The sequence below is a fragment of the Curtobacterium sp. VKM Ac-1393 genome, assembly GCF_015350995.1.
Taxonomy (GTDB): Bacteria; Actinomycetota; Actinomycetes; order Actinomycetales; family Microbacteriaceae; genus Curtobacterium.
The window spans coordinates 1-18,642 of sequence record NZ_JADKRW010000004.1; the positions used below are offsets into that span (position 1 = coordinate 1).

Here is an 18,642-nt window from a genome sequence, read left to right on the forward strand (position 1 = left end):
ACAACAATGACCGGATCCACTCGAGCCACGGACTCACGCCCGCAGCCCGAGTGTCACCAACCTCATGACTCAGTACATCTAGGCGCGCGGGCGGGCGGCGCCCGGGTCCGCGACCCTCGGGTCCGCCGCGCTCGGCCGCACCAGGTCGAGCACCTGCCCGCACTTCGCGCCGAACGTCGCGCGGAGCAAGTCCGCCGCGTCGCGGTCCTCGTCGAACCGCGCCGGCATGTCGATCGCGAGCATGATCGCGAAGATCATCCCGCTGCCCAAGAAGCCCTGCACCTGGTCGTCCGGGATCCCCGCCTCGTCCCGCAGGAACCGGTAGATCTCAAGGAAACCGTCGCGTGCGGCCGCACCGATCGCGGGCTCGGCACCGGAGACGAACCCCTGCAGCAGCACGGTGTGCAGGCCCTGCTCGGCAGCGAGGTCGACGAACTGCTCACCGATGACGTGCGCCGGCACGTCGTCCGGGCCGAGGGTCGTCAAGGTCTCGCGCCAAGCGTCGAGCAGGATGCCGAGGGTGTCGCGGAAGACCTCGAGGAACAGCGCTTCCTTCGACCCGAACATCCGGACGACGTACGGCTGGCTGATGCCCGCCGCCGAGGCGATCTGGTCGGTGGTGGTGCCGTGGTACCCCTGGCGGCCGAACACCCCGCGTGCGGCTTCGAGGATCATCGCGCGACGCTGCGCTGCCGGCATCCGGACGGCTGTCTCCGTGCTCATGGTTGACATGTTATCAGTCGATTACTACAGTCCGTCGAAGCAAGTAATCATCGGATTACCAACGACTGGAGACAGCATGTCCCGACGCATCCCCGTGTGGCTCGCGATCGCCGCCGCATCCCTCCCGATGTTCATGGCGACGCTCGACAACCTCGTCGTCACCAGCGCACTCCCCGCCGTGCACGCCGACCTCGGCGCCTCGGTCGAGGAGCTGCAGTGGATCACCAACGCCTACACGCTCGCCTTCGCCGCCCTGATGCTGCTGGCCGTCGGCCTCGGCGACCGCATCGGCCGCCGCCACCTGTTCATCGCCGGCATCGGCGTCTTCACCGTCTCGTCGGCCTTCGCGGCGATGAGCACTGACCCGACCGCCCTCATCGTCTGGCGCGCGGTCGAGGGGGCCGGCGCCGCGGCGATCATGCCACTGTCGCTGACCCTGCTCGTCGGCAGCGTCCCGGACCGCCTGCGCACCGTGGGCATCGGCGTCTGGGGCGGTATCTCGGGCCTCGGTGTCGCTCTCGGCCCGCTCATCGGCGGAGCCGTCGTCGAGAGCTGGAGCTGGGAGGCGATCTTCTGGCTCAACGTCCCCGTCGGCGTGATCGCGATCCCGCTCGCCCTGTTCGCCCTGCCGAACACCCGAGGTGCCCGGGTCCGGACCGACGTCCTCGGCGTCGTGTTCGCGGGCCTCGGAGTGCTCGGTGTCGTGTTCGGGATCGTCCGCGGCAACGACGCAGGATGGACGAGCACCGAGGTGCTGGCCGGGCTCATCGGTGGCGGCGCACTGCTCGTCGCGTTCGTCGTCCGCCAGGCCACGACGGCCGCACCGCTCCTGCCGCTCCGGTTCTTCCGCGACCGCAGCTTCACCCTCGCCAACCTCGTCGCCATGACGTTCTCGTTCGGCGCGTTCGGGTCAGTCTTCATCCTGATCCAGTTCCTGCAGGTGGTGCAGGGCCGGTCACCGCTCGAGGCCGGCGTCTGGACGATGCCGTGGACCCTCGCACCGATGATCGTCGCGCCGCTCGCCGGGATCATCGCACCACGGGTCGGCACCCGGGTGCTCATCGCCGGCGGCATGGCGTTCCTGTCCGCCGGTCTGTTCTGGATCGCCGCCACGATGTCCGCCGACGTCACCTTCACCGGCCTCCTGCCCGGCTTCCTGCTCGCCGGCATCGGGATGGGCGCCGTGTTCGGGCCGATCTCGACCGCGGTGCTCGCGCGGATGCCCCAGGACGACCACGCGAAGGCCTCCGGCGCGAACTCCACCCTGCGCGAGATCGGGGTCGCGCTCGGCATCGCGGTGCTCACCGCCGTGTTCACCGGGGCCGGCGGCCAGCTCACCCCCACCGGCTACGTCGACGCGGCCCAGCCCGCCGTGCTGGTCGGAGCCGCCGTCGTCGCCGCCTCGGCACTGGTCGCCGTGTTCCTGCCGGCAGGTCGCGGATCCCACGTCCCCGACGTGGTCGCCGATGATGACCGGGAGGCGCGGCTCCTGTCGCCGACGCCGGCTCCCGTCGCGTAGTCGCCCGGTCTGGTCCTAGGCGTGGACGCGGGAGAGGAACTCGACCAGGGCCGGGTGCTGCGGTGCGTCGAGCACGTCCCCGGGGACGCCCTGCTCGACGACCTCGCCCCGGTGCAGGAACACGATCCGATCGGCCACGTTCCGCGCGAAGTGCATCTCGTGCGTGGTCATCAGGATCGTCGACCCCTGCCGCTTCAGCTCGGTGACCAGGTCGAGCACCTCGCCGACGAGCTGGGGGTCGAGGGCACTCGTGACCTCGTCGAGCAGTAGGAGCTCGGGGTCCGACGCGATCGCCCGGACGATGGCCACGCGCTGCTGCTGCCCGCCGGACAGGCGGTCCGGGTACGCATCAGCGAACTCCGACAGGCCGATCCGTTCGAGCAGCCGACGCGCGGTCGCCTCTGCTTCAGCCCGGCCGACGCCGTGCACCTGCCGCGAGGCGAGCGTCACGTTGTCGAGCACGGTCATGTGCGGGAACAGGTTGAACTGCTGGAAGACCACGCCGATCCGTGCCCGGACCCCGTCGACGGCGATGCGGGGATCGGCGATGTCAGTCCCCTGCAGCAGGATCTCGCCGTCGTCGATGCCCTCGAGCAGGTTCACCGTCTTGAGCAGGGTCGACTTGCCCGAGCCAGATGCCCCGATGACGCAGATGACCTCGTGGCGGTGCAGCGTCAGGTCGATGCCACGCAGGACCTCGTGCTCGCCGAAGGCCTTGCGCAACCCGCGCAGTTCGAGAACCGCAGCGTCCGCACCCGACGCACCACGGGCCTCCTGGCCGACCTCGCTCATACGGTCCCTCCGATCTGCTCGCGCCGCTGCTGGCGGCGCGCGATCGCGTCCGTGACGCGGATCAGCGGCAGGCTGATCACCACGAACAGCAGCCCCGCGACGAAGTACGGCGTGAAGTTGTAGGTCTCCGCCTGGGCGATCTGCGCCGAGCGGACCGCGTCGACGGCGCCGAGGATCGACACCAGGCCGACGTCCTTCTGCATCGACACGAAGTCGTTCATGAGCGCCGGCGTGACCTTGCGGATCGCCTGCGGCAGCACCACGAGCCGCAGCGTCTTGGCGTGCGAGAGCCCGAGCGACCGCGCGGCCAGACGTTGCGAGGGGTGCACGGCCTCCATGCCGGCGCGCAGGACTTCCGCGATGTACGACGAGTACGTCAGGACGATCGCGATGGTGCCCCAGACCTCGGCGGGCAGCCGCGGGAACACCCCGAGCCCGGGGATCCCGTAGCCGACCAGGTACAGCACGATGATGAGCGGCAGGCCGCGGAACAGGTCCGTGTAGCCGGTCGCCAGCATCCGCAGCGGGAAGAACACCGGGTTCCGCAGACCACGCACCACCGCGAGCAGGGTGCCGAACACGGCGACCCCGATGGCGCTGAAGAACAGGATGCGGACGTTGAGCCAGAGCCCCAGCAGGATGTCCGGGAAGCTGTCGATCGCGGTCTGCGGGTCGAAGAACGACTGCTGGACCGCAGCCCAGCCCGGAGTGTTCACGACGCCGAAGTAGACGACCGCGATCACGACGAGCGTCGATGCCACCGACACCACGATCGACCGGCGTCCGCGCTGCCGGCGGTAGAGCCGACGTTCGAGCTCGACCTGGCTCGGCGCTGCTGCGGCAACCGGGGTGCCGGCGCCTGCTGGCACGGTCATGCGGTTACTTCAGGACCGGGGTGTTGGTCTCCGAGGAGAGCCACTTCGTCTGCAGGTCCTCGAGCGTGCCGTCGTCCTCGAGCGTCTTGAGCGCCTTGTCGACCTTGCTCGTGAGCGCCGAGCCCTTGGGCAGCACGAAGCCGAACTGGTCGCCCGAGCCGTCCGCCGGGAACTGCGCCGAGACCGTGCCGTCGTCGAGCTGCGCAGCGGCCATGTAGAACGCCGTCGGCAGGTCGGTGACGATCGCGTCGATCTGGCCCGACTTCAGTGCGAGCACGGCGTCGTCGTTCGAGTTGAAGACCTGTGGGGTGATCCCCAGCACGCTCTTCACGCTGGCGATCGACGTGGACCCGGTGGCGACACCGATCGCGTCCTTCTTGAGCGCGGCGATGCTCGTGTCGTCGACGGCCTTCGAGGTGCTCGTCGTCACCACGGCCTGCGTCGTCGTGTAGTACGCGCTCGACATGTCGACGGCCTTCTTGCGCTTCGCGTCGATCGAGAACTGCTGGACGTTGAGGTCCCAGTCCTTCGGGCCCGGTGCGATCGCACTGTCGAAGGTGCTGCGCTTCCAGACGACGTCGGACTTGCTGTAGCCCATCTCCTTCGCGACCGCGTAGGCCACGGCGGACTCGAAGCCCTTGCCGGACTGCGGCTTGTTGTCCTCGATCCACGGCGAGTACGCCGGCTCACCGGTGGCGATCGTCAACTTGCCGTCGGTGACGGTGCCGTCCGATCCGGAGCTGCTGCCCCCGGCGGAGCACGCCGACAGGGCGAGGGCGGCGACCGCGGCTGTTGCGACGGCGAGGGTGAAGCGGAGGGATCGGGTCACGGTCGGGCCTTCGTGCGAGGGGGTGGGGGCAGGTCGAAGTGTACTTCGCGGTGGGATACCAACGCGAAACCGTGTCGCGGTACTACTCGGCCTCGTCGGCCATCGTGAAGTCGTCGAACGAGAAGCCCGGCGACACCAGGCAGCTCAGCAGCACCTCGCCGTCGTTCGGGATCGTCCGCTGCCACACGCCACCGCGCACGAACGCCTGCGCGTCGTTCACCCGGTCACGTCCGGCGTCGGGCCCGAGGGTGATCCGCGCACCGGGCTCGGGAGCATCGCCGGAACCGCCGAGTTCGAGCTCGACGGTGTCCGGGCCGTGCCACATCCAGATCTCGTCGCTCGTGACCCGGTGCCAGGCCGAGGCCTCGCCCGGCGGCAGCAGGAAGTGGATCAGGGTGGCGGCGGGGCGGTCCCCCGCGGGCGTCGTCACCGTGGCCGGTGAGGTCCAGGTGCGGACGTACCAACCACCTTCGGGGTGCGGCTCCATGCCGAGGGCGATGGCACGCTTCGGCACGTCGAGCCACTCGATCAGCTCGCCGTCGACGGTGCGACGGGCGGCCATGCCGGGGCGGGGTGCGGTCTCGGTCATGATTCCTCCACAGGGATGACAGGGCGGGCAGGGCGGCCGGGCGACGACGTCGGCTCGCCGGTCAGCGCTCCGTCGACGGCGCGGACCACGCCACGGATGACGGTGGCGGATGCACGCCCGGCGCCGTCCTCGACGAGCTCGGCGAGTGCGTCGGGCACGGTGCGGGCATCGACGTCGAACACGGCCAGGTCGGCGCGGGCCCCCACGGCGAGGTGGCCGATGCGGTCCGGACCGACGGCGAGCCCCATCGCGTGCGCGCCACCGAGGGTCGCAGCCGCCAGGAGCCGCTCGTGCAGGTCGCGGTGGCCGTAGCCCTGGGCGCGGGCGATGCGGTGGAGCGCGGTGACGTCGGCCATCAGGTCGAGGGACGGCGACGACGACAGCGAGTCGGTGCCGATGGCGATCGGGCTGCCCTCGCGCAGGTAGTCGGCGACGGGCGGCGGGTCGAGGCCGATGACGGCGTTCGACCGCGGGCACAGTGCGACGGCGGTGCCGCGTGCGCGCAGGAGCGCCCGGTCGGCGGCCGTCATGTAGACACCGTGCGCGATGTGGCAGTCCGGACCGAGCACCCCGAGCCGGTCGACGAACGCGGTGGCGCTCGCCCCGAACCCGAGGGCCCGGAGCGCCCGGAACGAGGGCACGTTCGCCAGGTGCCAGTCGTTGCCGTGGCCGACGCCGTCGACACCGTCGAGTCCGGGAACGGGTCCGAGGGCGATGCGCTCCCCCTCGAAGGCGGCCTCGCCGAGGTGCAGGTGCAGCCGGAGCCCACGCTGCCGGACGATGTCGGGGAGTTCGAGCAGGGGTGCGACCTCGAGCGAGTACGGCGCGTGCGGTGACAGGCCGGCTCCGGGGGTGGTCGGGATCCGGGCGAGTTCGTCGAGCACCTGGTCGCGGCCGTGCGACTGCCAGGCGTCGTTCTCCCAGTCCATCACCTCCCAGTAGGCGATGCCGCCGAGCCCGGCGTCCTCGAGCGCGGTGGCGGCCTCGATGTCGGTGACGATGTCCGCGATGCTCGTCACGCCGGCACGGATCGAGGCCGCGGCGCCAGCGGCCGCTTCGGCCCGCCAGTCGTGCGGTTCGGCGTAGACCTCGTTGAAGGCAGCCGCCCAGTCCTCGAATCCGCTGTACTGCCGGGTGCCGACACTGGCCATGCCGGTGTACTGCAGGTGCGAGTGCGCGTTGACGAGGCCCGGCAGGAGGGCTCCGCGCCACTGCCGTTCGGTGAACGTCGCACCCGTTCCGGCGAGCTGGTCGACGACCCACGACCGGTCGCCGACGTGCAGGATGCGGCCGTCCTGCACGGCAACCGCGCCGTCGGCGATCGGCGGCGCGGTCATCGGCACGACGACGCGCGCCGAGTGCACGACCACGGGGTGGTCGGCACGCGGGCGCGCGGCGCTCGGGTGCGAGTCGCTCGGGTGCGCAGCGCTCATGCGGGGTCTCCGAAACGACGCGTCCGGACGTCCGGCTCGCGGTCCGCCGGGTGTTCGGCTGGAAGGCCGGGAGGAACGGGGTGCGCTCCGAAGGCGGCGAGCGCCACGCGGGCGGTCGCGTCGTCGACCGCGGGGTCGATCGGCACGACGGCTCGCTCCAGTTCGTCGCCCCGCTCGAGCAGCATGCGGACGGCCCCGAGCTGCACGGCGAAGGACAGGTCCATGATCTCGATCGGGTTGCCCTCGGCCGCGGTGATGTTGATGCAGCCGCCACGGTCGAGCACGACCGGCCCGCCCTCGGCGTCGGGGAACACGAGGCGTTCGGCCTTCGGACCCACTGGCCGCAGTTCGGCTCCGGCGGCGCGGGCGTCGTCGAGCGCGACCTCGTGGTCGACCCCACCGGCGACGGCGACGACGGCCCCGTCCGCGCACGAGCGCAGCACCCGAAGGTCGATCGTGTCGGCGACCCCCGTGGCGCTCACCACGAGGTCGGCGTCCTGCACGGCATCGGCGAGCGGCGCGACGGCGTGGCCGGCGAACAGCGCCTGCAGGGCGCGCACCGGATCGGTCTCGGCGACCGTGACCCGGAACCCGAGGGCGGTGAGCACCAGCGCGACCCCTTCGCCGACGTGCCCGAACCCGGCGACGACCGCCGCGCCTCCCCCCACCGGCACGGCCGACCCGCCGCTGGCGCGTCGGTCCGGAACCGGCGGCGTGGGCCCAGGCCGGACCCGGTGCGTGCCGGACGCGAGTCCGTCGACCAGGTCGAGCACGGCGAACACCGTCGACTGCCCGGTGCCGTACCGGTTGTCGAAGAACGTCTTGGTGCGGGCGTCGTTGACGGCGACCACGGGGATGCCGAGCTCGCCCCGCGACGCCATCACGCGCAAGGGCCGGAGACCGCTCGTGGTCTCCTCAGCCGCGCCGAGCATCGTCGGCAGCAGGTCCGGTCGCTCCCGGTGGGCGAGCCGGATGACGTGGGAGCCGTCGTCGAGCAGGATGTGCGGCCGGGTGTCGAGCATCGCGAGGGCGAGCGCCTTCTGCTCCGGCAGCGACGCGGTGCTGCTCGCGTGCACCGTGAGACCCGCTGCCCGGAGCGACGCGGCCACGGCGTCGTCGGTCTCGTCGGCGTGCGCGTAGACGACGACCTCTGCCCCGGCGTCCCGCAGCAACAGGCTCAGCACCGCCGTCTTCGGCTCGAGGAACATCGCGACGCCGATGCGGGTGCCACGGAGCAGTCCGCCGTCGCGGAGTTCCGCGGCGACCTCGCGTGCGACGGGCATCGAGCGTCGTGCCCAGCGCAGGCGGGCGTCGGCGGCCGGGTCGCCCTCGGGGTCGCGGCCGGTCGAGACGAGGAAGACGTCGTCGGAGAGCATCGGGACGCCGAGCACACCGGGGCGGGCGGTCACGACGGGGCCGAAAGCGTCCTCGTCGACGGCGGGCAGGTGCCGGCCGGCGTCGATCACGATGAGCGTCGCGCCACGAGGGCGGTCCGCCTCGCGCTCGATGACTGGGGTCGACTCCTCGGGGGAACCGAGGCACCAGAGCTGGTCGATCGGTTCGTGGTCGGCGGCCGGGCGAGCGCCGAGACCGGTCAACAGACCGTGCAGCGCCGAGGCATCGCGGGGGTCGCCGCCGACGATGCGGAACCGGCGGGCCGCCACGAGCAGGTTCGTGACCGCGGCGAAGCGTCGGACGGCCGCTGACGCCCAGGATCGCGTCTCGGGGTCGGGTCCTGGCGGCATGCTCCAATCGTAGGGAATGGACGGGGGCGCGCAGACGTACTCTCTGGGCATGAGCGATGAAGTGTTCGACAAGGTGACGATGTTCGGCGCGGACTGGTGCCGCGACTGCCGCCGGTCCAAGGCGCTGCTCGACACCCTGGGCGTCGACTACGAGTACGTGGACGTCGAGCAGGATCTGTCGGCGGCCGACCGTGCCGAGGCGATCAGCGGGCGGAAGAACATCCCCGTCGTGGTGCTGCCGAACGGCAAGCACTTCGTCGAGCCGTCCGACGCGGAGCTGCGGGCCGAGCTCGAGGCCTCCGGCGCGGTCTGAGGGCGCGAACTTTCGCGCCCAGCGACACGTCACGCCGGCAGACACCCGTGACGTGTCGCCCAGCGCGAGAAGTCGTCGGACGGACACCCGCGCGGACATCGGATGAATCGGGCATCATGAGGGCGTGATCATCGATGCTCACCACCACCTCTGGGACCCCGCCGACCGGCCGTACCCCTGGATGGACGACTCCGTCGCCCCGATCCGCCGCCGGTTTGACGTGGACGACCTCCGCGCGGCGACGCAGGACACCGGCGTCACCCGGACCATCGTCGTGCAGGCCGTGCACGATCCCGACGAGACCGCGTGGCTGCTCGAGCAGCCCGGACCCGTCGCGGGTGTCGTCGGCTGGGTGGACCTGACCGCTGCCGACGTGGTCGACCGGATCGCAGCCGTCCGGGCGCGCCCCGGCGGCGAACGCCTGGTCGGCATCCGGCACCTGGTGCAGGACGAACCGGACCCGTACTGGCTCGCCCGGCCCGACGTCGCGCGTGGGGTGCGCGCCCTCGCCGATGCCGGCCTGGTGTTCGACGTCCTGGTCCGGGCGCGCGAGCACGCTGCTGCCCTGGCGCTGATCGACGCCGTGCCCGGTGCGTCGTTCGTGCTGGACCACGCCGGCAAGCCGTCCATCGACTCCGGCGACCCGGCCTGGCGAGGACGGATGGCCGACTTCGCCGCACGCCCGAACGTCGTCGGCAAGGTCTCCGGCCTGTTCACCGAGGCCGGCCAGGACTGGCAGGACCGCCCCGTCGCCCGCTACATCCGCGAGGTCGTGGAGCAGTTCGGCCCCGAACGGTCGCTGTTCGGCTCGGACTGGCCGGTGTCGACCCTGGCGACCGGGTACGCCGACGTCGTGCAGCGGACGACGGCAGCTCTCGCCGACCTGACGGCGGACGAGCGTGACGCCGTCTTCCGCCGCACCGCGGAACGCATCTACCTTGTCCGTGAAGTCGAGCAGACATAGGATGTTTCTGGCTGCATCGGCGCAGCCGGAGAGCGAGGAACGATGCAGTTCGCACGACTCGGCCCGGCGGGGAGCGAGATCCCCGTGGCCATCGACACCGACGGCGAGGTCTTCGACCTCCGCTCGATCACCAGTGACATCGGCGGGGCCTTCCTGGCCTCGGACCCGGTCGGCCGCGTCGACCACGCGCGCAGCGCCGGTGACCTGACGAGCATCGGCCGAGACCGGGCCGACGGCATGCGCCGTGGGGCCCCGATCGCCCGCCCCGGCAAGGTCGTGTGCATCGGCCTGAACTACCGCGACCACGCAGCGGAGACCGGCGCCGACATCCCCACCGAACCGATCGTGTTCATGAAGGACCCGATGACGGTGATCGGTCCCGACGACCAGGTGCTGATCCCCCGGAACAGCACGAAGACCGACTGGGAGATCGAGCTCGCGATCGTCATCGGCCGCACCGCTCGGTACTGCGAGACCGATGCGGACGCCGAGGCCTCCATCGCCGGCTACGCCATCGCGAACGACGTGTCCGAGCGGGAGTTCCAGCTCGAGCGCGGCGGGCAGTGGGACAAGGGAAAGTCCTGCGAGACCTTCAACCCGCTCGGACCGTGGCTCGTCACCCCCGGGTCACTCGCTGCCGCCGGCCTCGACCCCGCGGCGCTCGCGCTCCGGCTGACCGTCAACGGCGAGGTCCGGCAGGACGGCACCACCGCCGACATGATCTTCCGGCCTGTGGAGATCGTCCGGTACCTGTCCCAGTTCATGGTGCTGTACCCCGGGGACGTCATCAGCACGGGGACCCCGGCGGGCGTCGCGCTGGCCGGACACGCGCCCTACCTGCAGCCCGGGGACGTCGTCGAGCTCACCGCTGACGGGCTCGGCTCGCAGCGCCAGACGGTCGGAGCAGCCTGATGGCGGACGCAACCGGCGGCGCCGGCAGCCACGACGGCGTCCGGGCCATCGTCACCGGGGGTGCTTCCGGCATCGGCGCAGCGATCGCCGCCGCCTTGCAGGACCGCGGTGCGACGGTCGCCGTCCTCGACCTCCAGCCGTCCACCGCCGACGGCGTCGTGTCGATCACGTGCGACGTCAGCGACGATGCGTCCGTCCGCGCAGCCGTCGCCTCCGCCGTCGAGCAGCTCGGCGGACTCGACGTCCTGGTGAACAACGCCGGCATCGGCGCACAGGGAACGGTCGAGGACAACGACGACGACGAGTGGCGACGGGTGTACGAGGTCAACGTGCTCGGCGCCGTCCGGCTGTCCCGCGCCGCACTCCCCCACCTGCGGGCGTCGGGCAACGCGAGCATCGTGAACACCTGCTCCATCGCCGCCACCGCTGGACTGCCCCAGCGGGCGCTCTACTCGGCGACGAAGGGCGCCATCGCAGCCCTGACCCGCGCGATGGCCGCTGACCACATCCGCGAGGGCATCCGCGTCAACGCCGTCAACCCCGGCACCGCCGACACCCCGTGGGTCGCGCGGCTGTTGTCGGCCGCGGGCGACCCGGCCGCCGAACGTGCCGCCCTCGAGGCCCGCCAACCGCACGGCCGGCTCGTGCAGGCGGAGGAGGTCGCCGAGGCGGTCGCCTACCTGACGAGCCCGCTCGCACGGTCCACGACGGGCGTCGACCTGGCCGTCGACGGCGGGATGCAGGCCCTCCGGTTGCGGCCCGCCTGATGGTCGGGCCGTGACGACCGGGAGGCCCGGCTATCGTCGACCTGTCGGCTCGCGTCCGCGAGTGGGCCGGGATCAGGAGGTGGTGACGTGGCGTCGCTGACCGACGATGCGATCGCACGCATCCAGCAGATGATCGTGAGCGGTGAGCTCCAACCGGGGCAGCGCCTGCCGCCCGAGAAGGAACTGAGCGAGTCGCTCGGGCTGTCGCGGAACAGCCTGCGTGAAGCGGTGAAGGCCCTCGAGCTCATCCGCGTGCTCGACGTCCGACGCGGCGACGGCACCTACGTGACGTCGCTCGAACCCGGCGTCCTGCTCGAGGCCGTGTCGTTCGTCGTCGACATGCACCACGACCGGTCCCTCGTCGACCTGCTCGAGGTCCGCCGCATCCTCGAGCCCGCGTCCGCCGTCCTGGCGACCGCGCGGGCTTCCGAGCAGCAGATCGACGAGCTCGCCACGCTGATGCAGTCCGTCGGCGAGGACACAGGCGTCGAAGACCTCGTCGCGCACGACCTGCTGTTCCACTCGACCATCGCGGGCATCGGTGGCAACCAGTACCTGTCCGGACTGCTCGACGCGCTGTCGAGCAAGACCGTGCGGGTCCGCGTCTGGCGCGGGCTCACGCAGAACGGGTCCGTGCAGCGCACCCTCGACGAGCACGCCGCGATCGTGGACGCCATCCGACGCCGTGATCCGCAGCTCGTGCAGGCGCTCGTGGTGTCGCACGTCGAGGGCGTCGAGCGCTGGTTGCGGCGCTCCCTCGACTGACCGCGCGAACCGCCACGAATCCGCGATACTGCTCGACGTGCCGTTGACCCCGAACGAGGAGCGCGAGGCCGCGAGCATCGTCGCTGAGCTCCACGCCGTCGGCGTCGACGTCCGGCGGCTCCACGACGTCGCGGACCGCCAAGACCGGTACCGTCCTGCACTCCCGGTGCTCCTGGACTGGTTGCCGCGGGTGGAGTCCGATCGCAACCGCGAGAGCATCGTCCGCGCGCTCGGGAAGGCCTGGGCACGCCCGACGGTCAACCAGGCACTCGTCGACGCCTTCCGCACCACCTCGGACGACGGCCTGCGCTGGGTCATCGGGCTCGCCATCGAAGCGACGTGGCACGATCGGTGGTTCGACGACGTGGTCGCGCTGGTGCAGGATGCGGGGAACGGGTCCGGACGCCGGATGGCCGTGTCGGGACTCGGCAAGTCGAAACGCCCCGACGCCGTCCAGGTCCTGCTTGGGCTCACTGACGACGATGACGTCCGGAACCACGCGATCACCGCGCTGGCACGGCTCCGCGCACCCGCCGCGATCTCGGTGTTCCTCGACGCCGCCGAGAACGGGCCGCCGTGGGTGCGGACCGCGTCGCGGCGAGCGCTGGGGCGGCTCGATGCGCTGCCGCCCGAGGAACCGACAGCATCGAAGCCCACGAAACGGCTCCGGCCGAGGCGTGGTGACGACTGGTACCGATCGGCAGAGTGGAACGACACGATCGCAGCGGCGTTCGAGGCCGAACTCGCGCGGTCACGATCGTCGCGCCGGGAGTACCTGCGCATCCAGGGTGGGACCCTCGCGCTCCGTGCTGATGCGGACGAAGCGATACGGGAGGCCGGACGGACGCTGCTCCGTCGGTACATGGCGGAGTGCGCCGAGGTCGGCCAGTCCCCGGCGCTCGTGAACGGCGGCGGCGAAGCGCTCGCCACGTCGCTCGCTCTGTCTGGCCGTCTGCACGAGGCCGTCGACGAGTACCGACACGTGCTCCGCCGTGTCGATGAGGATGGAAGCGACTCGTTCACCACCGGCATGGCCGAGGTGCTGCTCGCCGAGGTGCTCATCCGCCTCGGCGACGACGCGTCCCTCGCGGAGGCCGACGTACTCCTGACCGGGTTCGAGCCCGAGATGCGACGCACCGCGTTCTTCCGTGATCGTGTTGTCCGTTACCTGACGGCTCGTGCCCGCGTGGCGAGCCGTCAGGGGCGGGCCGAGGACGCTGCTGACCATGCTCGGCGGGCCCTGGCGGTCCTCGCCGTCGAGGAGGCGCCGCTGCCTCGGCACCCGGGTGTCGGCGTCCCGGCCGACGATCCCGAACGTGATACTGAACTGCACGCGCTCGCTGAACCCCGACCATCCACGGCGAAGGCCCGCCGTCGCGTCCGGTCGCCGTTCCGACGGATGCGGCCCTGACATCGACTGAAACCGAGAACGCGTGCAGGCGGTTGGGTCCAGAGTCTGACGTCGGCCCTGACTCCGGCAACCCATGCCGCGGCAACCGCACCCACGAGGAGGAAACCGTGCTCGGTCTCATCATCAGCTTGATCATCGTCGGACTCATCGCCGGCGCCATCGCCCGGCTCGTCGTCCCCGGCAAGCAGAACATCTCGATCCCCATGACCATCCTGCTGGGCATCATCGGCTCGTTCGTGGGCGGGTTCCTCGGGTTCCTGATCTTCCAGCACGACCCGATGGACGGCTTCTTCCAGCCGGCCGGCATCATCGGCTCGATCATCGGCGCCATCATCGTGCTGCTCATCTACATCCGCTTCTCGGGTCGCAGCGCCAAGACCCGCTAGGCAGGTCTCGCCGGGCACGACCCGGCGCACAACCAAAGTCACCCCGAACCACGCATCCGTGCGGTTCGGGGTGATTTTGGTTGTGCGGGGCTCAGGCGGTGAGCAGGCCCCCTGCGCGCAGGTCCTCCCACAGGGACTCGGGCACGACGGCCGCGGCCCGAGCCACGTTGGAGCGCACCTGCTCGGCGGACTGCGCTCCGAGGGCGATCGCGCGGACGGCAGCAGCACGGCGCGGGAACGCCAGCGCGGCCTCGGGCAGCGTGACACCGTGCCGCTCGCAGACGTCGGCGATCGCGTTCGCCCGCGCCACGAGCGCCGCCGGAGCCGCCGCGTAGTCGTAGGTCGCCGTGGCGTTCGGCCGCTCCTGCCCGAGCAGCCCCGAGTTGTAGACGCCGACCGCGACGACCGCGACCCCGAGCGCGGCGCACCGGGCGACGAGGTCCGCCGCCGGCTGCTCCAGGAGCGTGTACCGCCCCGCGAGCATGACCACGTCGCAGAGCCCGGTCGACACTGCGGCGTCGAGGGCCTCGACCGAGTTCGATCCGACGCCGACCGCACAGACCACGCCTTCGTCCCGCAGCTCGGCGAGCGTCGGCAGCGCCTGCGTCAGGCCGTCCTCGAGCGAGTACACGTCGGGGTCGTGCAGGTAGGCGATGTCGACGTGGTCGAGGCCGAGCCGTCCGAGCGACGCGTCGAGGGACCGCCGGACGCCCGACGGCGACGGGTCCCACTGCCGCACGGTGTCGTTCGGCACCGCGAACCCGCCGGAGGCCAGGTCGTCGCCGCCGCCACGGCCGGGGACGAGCAGCCGTCCGACCTTCGTCGACACCAGGAATGAGTCACGCTGGCGGTCGGCGAGCGCCGCCCCGAGCCGTCGTTCGGACAACCCGAGGCCGTAGTGCGGCGCGGTGTCGAAGCCGCGCACGCCGGCGTCCCACGCGGCATCGACGGTGGCACGGGCGTCGTCGTCGGACACGGTGCGCAGCAGGTTGCCGATGCCGGCGCCGCCGAACCAGAACGGGCCGCGGTCGAGGTCGGGGGCCGTCATGCGTCCACCTGGTCCGCGAGCGACCAGACCCGCGGCACGCCGTCGTCGTTCCCCGAGTAGTCGTCGTCGGCCTCGAGCAGGGGGTTGATCGTCTCCTGCCACTCCGCGTTGACCGGGTCGTCGGCGAGCGCCCGGCGCATCGCGCGGTAGTCCTCGACCTCGATCAGGTGGACCAGGTCCTGCCCGTCCCGCCACACCGTCCAGTCGTGCACGCCGGCGTCACGCAGTCGGGCCGCGAGCGCGGGCGGGATCGAAGCGTGCACGGAGTCGTACGCGGCCTCGTTCCCCGCCCGCAGTCGGGTCCTCGACAGGATGCGCTGCATCAGTCGCGCAGGAACAGTTCGACCACCGGCACGGCGACGTCGGGTCGCACGATCGGCAGCGTGAGCGTCAGCGTCCCCGCCGGCTGCCCGCCGAGCCCGGTGTTCTGCGCACGGGTCCCGGGCGGGATCTCGCGGAAGTGCAGCTCCGACGCGTCGTTGAGCAGCTGGGCGTAGGCGACCCGGCCGGCGAGGTCGGGCAGGTGCACGTGCTCGAACGGCCACGCGAACAGGTGCAGGTACAGGCGGTTGCCGTTCTGCGTGTACACGGTGTTGCGCGGCGCGACGAACGACGACGGTCCGGCGCCGTAGACGGAGCGGGCGTGCTGGTGCATCCACGTGCCGATGCCGTCGAGGGTCTGGCGTGAGACCCCGTCGAACTCGCCACGGCCGGTGGGGCCGATGTTGAGCAGCATGTTCCCGTTGTTCGAGACGCCGTCGACGAGCATGCGGACGAGCAGGTCGACGGGCTTGAGGTTCACGTTGTCGCGGTCGTAGCCCCACGACCCGTTGAGCGTCTGGCAGGCCTCCCACGGCACCTGGGCGCCGTCGACCTCCATCGGCTTGTCCGGCTGGTACTGCTCGGGGGTGACGATGTCGCCCGGCAGGTCGAGCCGGTCGTTGACGATGATGCCTGGCTGGAGCCGCCTGGTCAGTTCGAGCAGCTCCGAGGATCCCCAGTCGTCGCGACCCTTGCCGCCCCAGATGTCCTCGTGGTCGTTGTCCCGGTACGAGAAGTCGTAGAACAGGTAGTCGACCTGCCCGTAGTCGGTGAGCAGCTCCTCGATCTGCCCGTGCAGGTAGTCGCGGTAGCGCGACATGTCACGGCCTTCGTTGAACGCCTCGATCTCCTCGGGCGAGTCATCGCGCCTCGGGTGCACGCCGTCGACGGTGAAGTCCGGGTGGTGCCAGTCGATGAGCGAGTGGTAGAAGCCGACCCGCAGCCCCTCGGCCCGGACGGCGTCGACGAACTCGCGCACGATGTCGCGGCCGAACGGGGTGTTCGTTGACTTGTAGTCGGTGAGCTTGCTGTCCCAGAGGCAGAAGCCCTCGTGGTGCTTCGTGGTGAGCACGACGTACTTCATGCCGGCTTCGCGAGCACGGCGGGCCCAGTCGGCGGCGTCGAACAGGTCGGGGTCGAAGTGGTCGAAGTACTTCTGGTAGTCGGCGTCGGTGATCCGCTCGCGGTTCTTCACCCACTCGTGCCGTGCCGGCAGGGCGTAGAGCCCCCAGTGGATGAACATGCCGAACCGGTCGTGGGTGAACCACGCGGGCAGGCCGCTCGCGTCGGTCGCGGTCTGCGGCGCTGCAGGTGCGGTGATGGTCATGAGGCCAGTGTTCCTTTCAGAGGGGGAAGGGGTGTCACCGGCCGCCGAGGCCGCTGGTGACGATGCCCTTGATGAGGTGCTTCTGCAGCAGGACGAGCAGGATCACGGTGGGCAGCATCGAGATCACGGACGCCGCCATCACGAGGTTCCACTCGGAGCCCTGCTGGCCGAAGAACTGCTGCAGGCCGAGCGGGATCGTGCCGTGGGCCTCGACGTCGTTCACGACGACGAGCGGCCAGAGGAACGAGTTCCAGTACGAGATGAACGAGAACACGGCCAGGACGGCCATGGTCGGTCGGGCGAGCGGCAGCATCACGGAGAAGAACGTCCGGATGGCACCGGCTCCGTCGACCCGGGCGGCGTCGTCGAGCTCCTGCGGCACGGTGAGGAAGAACTGCCGCACCAGGAACGCACCGAGGGCTGTGAACGCCCACGGGACGATGAGCGCTTGGAACGTGTCGACCCAGCCGAAGCCCTGCATCATCACGTACATCGGGATGACGAGGACGTCCTGCGGGATCATCAGCGTGACGAGGAACAGCAGGAACACCGTGTTCCGTCCGCGCCAGCGCAGTCGCGAGAACGCGTACCCGGACAGCACCGCGACGGCGACGTTGATCACGGTGCCGGCCGCGGCGACGAACACCCCGTTGAGGATGAACCGCGCGAACGGCAGGTAGGTGAACGCCTGCACGTAGTTGTCCCACTCGAGTGAGCGGCCCCAGAGCGTCGGCGGGGTGGTGAACACCTGGTCGGCGGGCTTGAGGCTCGTCGCGACCATGTAGATGAGCGGTGAGACGAACAGCAGTGTGACGAGGCAGAGCAGGGCGTACCCGATCGCGTGTCGCACTCGTCCGGGTCGCGGCGCCGACCGGGTCCTGGCGACGGCGCGGGGGTTGACCGTCCGGTTCGACGTGGTGGCGCCGACGTGCCCGCGGACCGCTTCACTCATAGTGCACCCACCGCTTCTGCCCGAGGAACTGGACGGCCGTGATCCCGAGGATGATGACGAACAGCACCCAGGCGCCAGCGGATGCCAGACCGAGCTGCTGGTTCTGGAACCCGGTGTTGTAGATGTACTGCACGAGGGTCTCGGTCGCGGTGCCCGGTCCGCCCTTGGTGAGGACGAACGGCTGCACGAACACCTGGAACGAGGTGATCAGCGTCATCATCGTCGCGAAGAACACCGACGGCGAGATGAGCGGGAACTTGATGGCCCAGAAGGTCTGCCAGGCGTTCGCGCCGTCGAGCTGCGAGGCCTCGATCTGGTTCTCCGGCACGGCGTCGAGCGCCGCCGAGAAGATCAGCATGTTGTAGCCGAACCCCTGCCAGACGCTCATCGCGACGATGGCGAGCATCGCCCAGTGCTGGTCGGCGAGGAAGTTCGGCGCGTGCACCCCGACGGTCGACTGCAGCGACGCGTCGATCGCCCCACCGGGCTGGTACAGCATCCGCCACACCACGACGTTCGCGACGATCGGCGTGATGGTCGGGATGAAGAACAGGACACGGAAGACGTGCCGTCCGGCGATCCGTGGCGTCAGCCAGGCTGCGAGCCCGAGCGACACGACGAGGTTGAGCGGCACGTAGAGCACCACGAACAGCGCCGTGTTGAGGGCGACGGTGCGGAAGACCGGGTCGGCGACGAGCCGGGCGTAGTTCTCGATGCCGGCCCAACTGCGCTCGCCGAGCATGGGCCAGTTCATGAAGCTGACGACGAGTGAGGCGATGATCGGGAACGCCGTGAAGACGACGAGCCCGATCGAGTGCGGTGCCGCGAACGCAGCGCCCCACCAGGAGCGGCGCCCGAGCGCACTCGTGTCCTCGCTCCCCTTCCGCCGCGGGGTGGCGGCTCCGACCGCGACCGCGGTCGCGACCGCGGGGACGGCCGCTTCGGCCGGTGGGTCCTGGATGGTGGTCATG

20 protein-coding genes are annotated in these 18,642 nt (G+C 70.8%); 8 read left to right on the forward strand and 12 right to left on the reverse strand.

What is annotated here, in order from left to right; genetic code table 11:
- Positions 1–78: 78 nt before the first annotated feature.
- On the reverse strand, positions 79–723 hold the full coding sequence (locus tag ITJ59_RS09485; RefSeq protein ID WP_194650893.1) for a TetR/AcrR family transcriptional regulator: 645 nt from the start codon (positions 721–723) through the stop codon (positions 79–81).
- A gap of 76 nt (positions 724–799) precedes the next feature.
- Here ITJ59_RS09485 and ITJ59_RS09490 point away from each other — a divergent pair, with 76 nt between their 5' ends.
- Entirely contained in the window at positions 800–2,242 is a 1,443-nt protein-coding gene (locus tag ITJ59_RS09490) for a DHA2 family efflux MFS transporter permease subunit (RefSeq protein WP_228511355.1), read from the forward strand.
- A gap of 15 nt (positions 2,243–2,257) precedes the next feature.
- On the opposite strand, the gene ITJ59_RS09495 is transcribed toward ITJ59_RS09490, so the two are convergent.
- From ITJ59_RS09495 to ITJ59_RS09520, 6 genes are all read right to left on the reverse strand, one after another.
- Positions 2,258–3,034: an amino acid ABC transporter ATP-binding protein gene (locus ITJ59_RS09495; protein WP_194650895.1), complete on the reverse strand. Its 777-nt coding sequence runs from the start codon at positions 3,032–3,034 to the stop codon at positions 2,258–2,260.
- Positions 3,031–3,909, reverse strand: a complete 879-nt coding sequence (locus ITJ59_RS09500; protein ID WP_194650896.1) for an amino acid ABC transporter permease — start codon at positions 3,907–3,909, stop codon at positions 3,031–3,033. The genes ITJ59_RS09495 and ITJ59_RS09500 overlap by 4 nt, the downstream gene beginning before the upstream one ends.
- Positions 3,910–3,913: 4 nt before the next feature.
- Positions 3,914–4,738 (reverse strand): ABC transporter substrate-binding protein, encoded by an 825-nt coding sequence (locus tag ITJ59_RS09505; RefSeq protein ID WP_194650897.1) that lies wholly within the window; start codon positions 4,736–4,738, stop codon positions 3,914–3,916.
- A gap of 82 nt (positions 4,739–4,820) precedes the next feature.
- Positions 4,821–5,327: a cupin domain-containing protein gene (locus tag ITJ59_RS09510; RefSeq protein ID WP_228511356.1), complete on the reverse strand. Its 507-nt coding sequence runs from the start codon at positions 5,325–5,327 to the stop codon at positions 4,821–4,823.
- Complete coding sequence (locus ITJ59_RS09515; protein WP_228511357.1) at positions 5,324–6,760, reverse strand: amidohydrolase family protein; 1,437 nt, start codon at positions 6,758–6,760, stop codon at positions 5,324–5,326. The genes ITJ59_RS09510 and ITJ59_RS09515 overlap by 4 nt, the downstream gene beginning before the upstream one ends.
- Positions 6,757–8,505 carry an adenosylhomocysteinase gene (locus ITJ59_RS09520; protein ID WP_194650898.1) on the reverse strand — a complete coding sequence of 583 codons (1,749 nt, stop codon included), beginning with the start codon at positions 8,503–8,505 and terminating at the stop codon, positions 6,757–6,759. The genes ITJ59_RS09515 and ITJ59_RS09520 overlap by 4 nt, the downstream gene beginning before the upstream one ends.
- A 49-nt stretch (positions 8,506–8,554) precedes the next feature.
- On the opposite strand from ITJ59_RS09520, the gene ITJ59_RS09525 reads away from it, so the two are divergent.
- From ITJ59_RS09525 to ITJ59_RS09555, 7 genes are all read left to right on the forward strand, one after another.
- Positions 8,555–8,818 carry a glutaredoxin family protein gene (locus tag ITJ59_RS09525; protein ID WP_194650899.1) on the forward strand — a complete coding sequence of 88 codons (264 nt, stop codon included), beginning with the start codon at positions 8,555–8,557 and terminating at the stop codon, positions 8,816–8,818.
- Between the two features lie 124 nt (positions 8,819–8,942).
- Entirely contained in the window at positions 8,943–9,782 is an 840-nt protein-coding gene (locus tag ITJ59_RS09530) for an amidohydrolase family protein (RefSeq protein WP_194650900.1), read from the forward strand.
- Between the two features lie 42 nt (positions 9,783–9,824).
- Entirely contained in the window at positions 9,825–10,694 is an 870-nt protein-coding gene (locus tag ITJ59_RS09535; RefSeq protein ID WP_194650901.1) for a fumarylacetoacetate hydrolase family protein, read from the forward strand.
- Positions 10,694–11,461: an SDR family NAD(P)-dependent oxidoreductase gene (locus tag ITJ59_RS09540; protein WP_194650902.1), complete on the forward strand. Its 768-nt coding sequence runs from the start codon at positions 10,694–10,696 to the stop codon at positions 11,459–11,461. The genes ITJ59_RS09535 and ITJ59_RS09540 overlap by 1 nt, the downstream gene beginning before the upstream one ends.
- 87 nt (positions 11,462–11,548) lie before the next feature.
- Complete coding sequence (locus tag ITJ59_RS09545; protein WP_111086323.1) at positions 11,549–12,226, forward strand: FadR/GntR family transcriptional regulator; 678 nt, start codon at positions 11,549–11,551, stop codon at positions 12,224–12,226.
- 37 nt (positions 12,227–12,263) lie between these two features.
- Positions 12,264–13,637, forward strand: a complete 1,374-nt coding sequence (locus ITJ59_RS09550; RefSeq protein ID WP_194650903.1) for a HEAT repeat domain-containing protein — start codon at positions 12,264–12,266, stop codon at positions 13,635–13,637.
- 107 nt (positions 13,638–13,744) lie between these two features.
- Positions 13,745–14,023: a GlsB/YeaQ/YmgE family stress response membrane protein gene (locus ITJ59_RS09555; RefSeq protein ID WP_194650904.1), complete on the forward strand. Its 279-nt coding sequence runs from the start codon at positions 13,745–13,747 to the stop codon at positions 14,021–14,023.
- A 91-nt stretch (positions 14,024–14,114) separates the two neighbouring features.
- Here ITJ59_RS09555 and ITJ59_RS09560 read toward each other — a convergent pair whose 3' ends face one another.
- Genes ITJ59_RS09560 through ITJ59_RS09580 form a run of 5 tightly spaced genes read right to left on the reverse strand, consistent with a single transcriptional unit; the run spans position 14,115 to position 18,641 of the window.
- On the reverse strand, positions 14,115–15,071 hold the full coding sequence (locus ITJ59_RS09560) for an aldo/keto reductase (RefSeq protein ID WP_194650905.1): 957 nt from the start codon (positions 15,069–15,071) through the stop codon (positions 14,115–14,117).
- Entirely contained in the window at positions 15,068–15,394 is a 327-nt protein-coding gene (locus ITJ59_RS09565) for an L-rhamnose mutarotase (RefSeq protein ID WP_194650906.1), read from the reverse strand. The genes ITJ59_RS09560 and ITJ59_RS09565 overlap by 4 nt, the downstream gene beginning before the upstream one ends.
- Complete coding sequence (locus ITJ59_RS09570; protein ID WP_194650907.1) at positions 15,394–16,719, reverse strand: alpha-L-fucosidase; 1,326 nt, start codon at positions 16,717–16,719, stop codon at positions 15,394–15,396. The genes ITJ59_RS09565 and ITJ59_RS09570 overlap by 1 nt, the downstream gene beginning before the upstream one ends.
- Before the next feature lie 34 nt (positions 16,720–16,753).
- A complete protein-coding gene (locus ITJ59_RS09575) occupies positions 16,754–17,671 on the reverse strand; it encodes a carbohydrate ABC transporter permease (RefSeq protein ID WP_194650908.1) in 918 nt (305 codons plus the stop codon).
- Positions 17,664–18,641: a carbohydrate ABC transporter permease gene (locus ITJ59_RS09580; RefSeq protein WP_194650909.1), complete on the reverse strand. Its 978-nt coding sequence runs from the start codon at positions 18,639–18,641 to the stop codon at positions 17,664–17,666. The genes ITJ59_RS09575 and ITJ59_RS09580 overlap by 8 nt, the downstream gene beginning before the upstream one ends.
- Position 18,642: the final 1 nt, after the last annotated feature.

Bases quoted from the DNA above. Each gene is read 5' to 3' on its own strand.
- ITJ59_RS09485 (WP_194650893.1), bottom strand. From the start codon at position 723: ATGAGCACGGAGACAGCCGTCCGGATGCCGGCAGCGCAGCGTCGCGCG.
- ITJ59_RS09490 (WP_228511355.1), top strand. From the start codon at position 800: ATGTCCCGACGCATCCCCGTGTGGCTCGCGATCGCCGCCGCATCCCTC.
- ITJ59_RS09495 (WP_194650895.1), bottom strand. From the start codon at position 3,034: ATGAGCGAGGTCGGCCAGGAGGCCCGTGGTGCGTCGGGTGCGGACGCT.
- ITJ59_RS09500 (WP_194650896.1), bottom strand. From the start codon at position 3,909: ATGACCGTGCCAGCAGGCGCCGGCACCCCGGTTGCCGCAGCAGCGCCG.
- ITJ59_RS09510 (WP_228511356.1), bottom strand. From the start codon at position 5,327: ATGACCGAGACCGCACCCCGCCCCGGCATGGCCGCCCGTCGCACCGTC.
- ITJ59_RS09515 (WP_228511357.1), bottom strand. From the start codon at position 6,760: ATGAGCGCTGCGCACCCGAGCGACTCGCACCCGAGCGCCGCGCGCCCG.
- ITJ59_RS09520 (WP_194650898.1), bottom strand. From the start codon at position 8,505: ATGCCGCCAGGACCCGACCCCGAGACGCGATCCTGGGCGTCAGCGGCC.
- ITJ59_RS09525 (WP_194650899.1), top strand. From the start codon at position 8,555: ATGAGCGATGAAGTGTTCGACAAGGTGACGATGTTCGGCGCGGACTGG.
- ITJ59_RS09535 (WP_194650901.1), top strand. From the start codon at position 9,825: ATGCAGTTCGCACGACTCGGCCCGGCGGGGAGCGAGATCCCCGTGGCC.
- ITJ59_RS09540 (WP_194650902.1), top strand. From the start codon at position 10,694: ATGGCGGACGCAACCGGCGGCGCCGGCAGCCACGACGGCGTCCGGGCC.
- ITJ59_RS09560 (WP_194650905.1), bottom strand. From the start codon at position 15,071: ATGACGGCCCCCGACCTCGACCGCGGCCCGTTCTGGTTCGGCGGCGCC.
- ITJ59_RS09565 (WP_194650906.1), bottom strand. From the start codon at position 15,394: ATGCAGCGCATCCTGTCGAGGACCCGACTGCGGGCGGGGAACGAGGCC.
- ITJ59_RS09570 (WP_194650907.1), bottom strand. From the start codon at position 16,719: ATGACCATCACCGCACCTGCAGCGCCGCAGACCGCGACCGACGCGAGC.
- ITJ59_RS09575 (WP_194650908.1), bottom strand. From the start codon at position 17,671: ATGAGTGAAGCGGTCCGCGGGCACGTCGGCGCCACCACGTCGAACCGG.
- ITJ59_RS09580 (WP_194650909.1), bottom strand. From the start codon at position 18,641: ATGACCACCATCCAGGACCCACCGGCCGAAGCGGCCGTCCCCGCGGTC.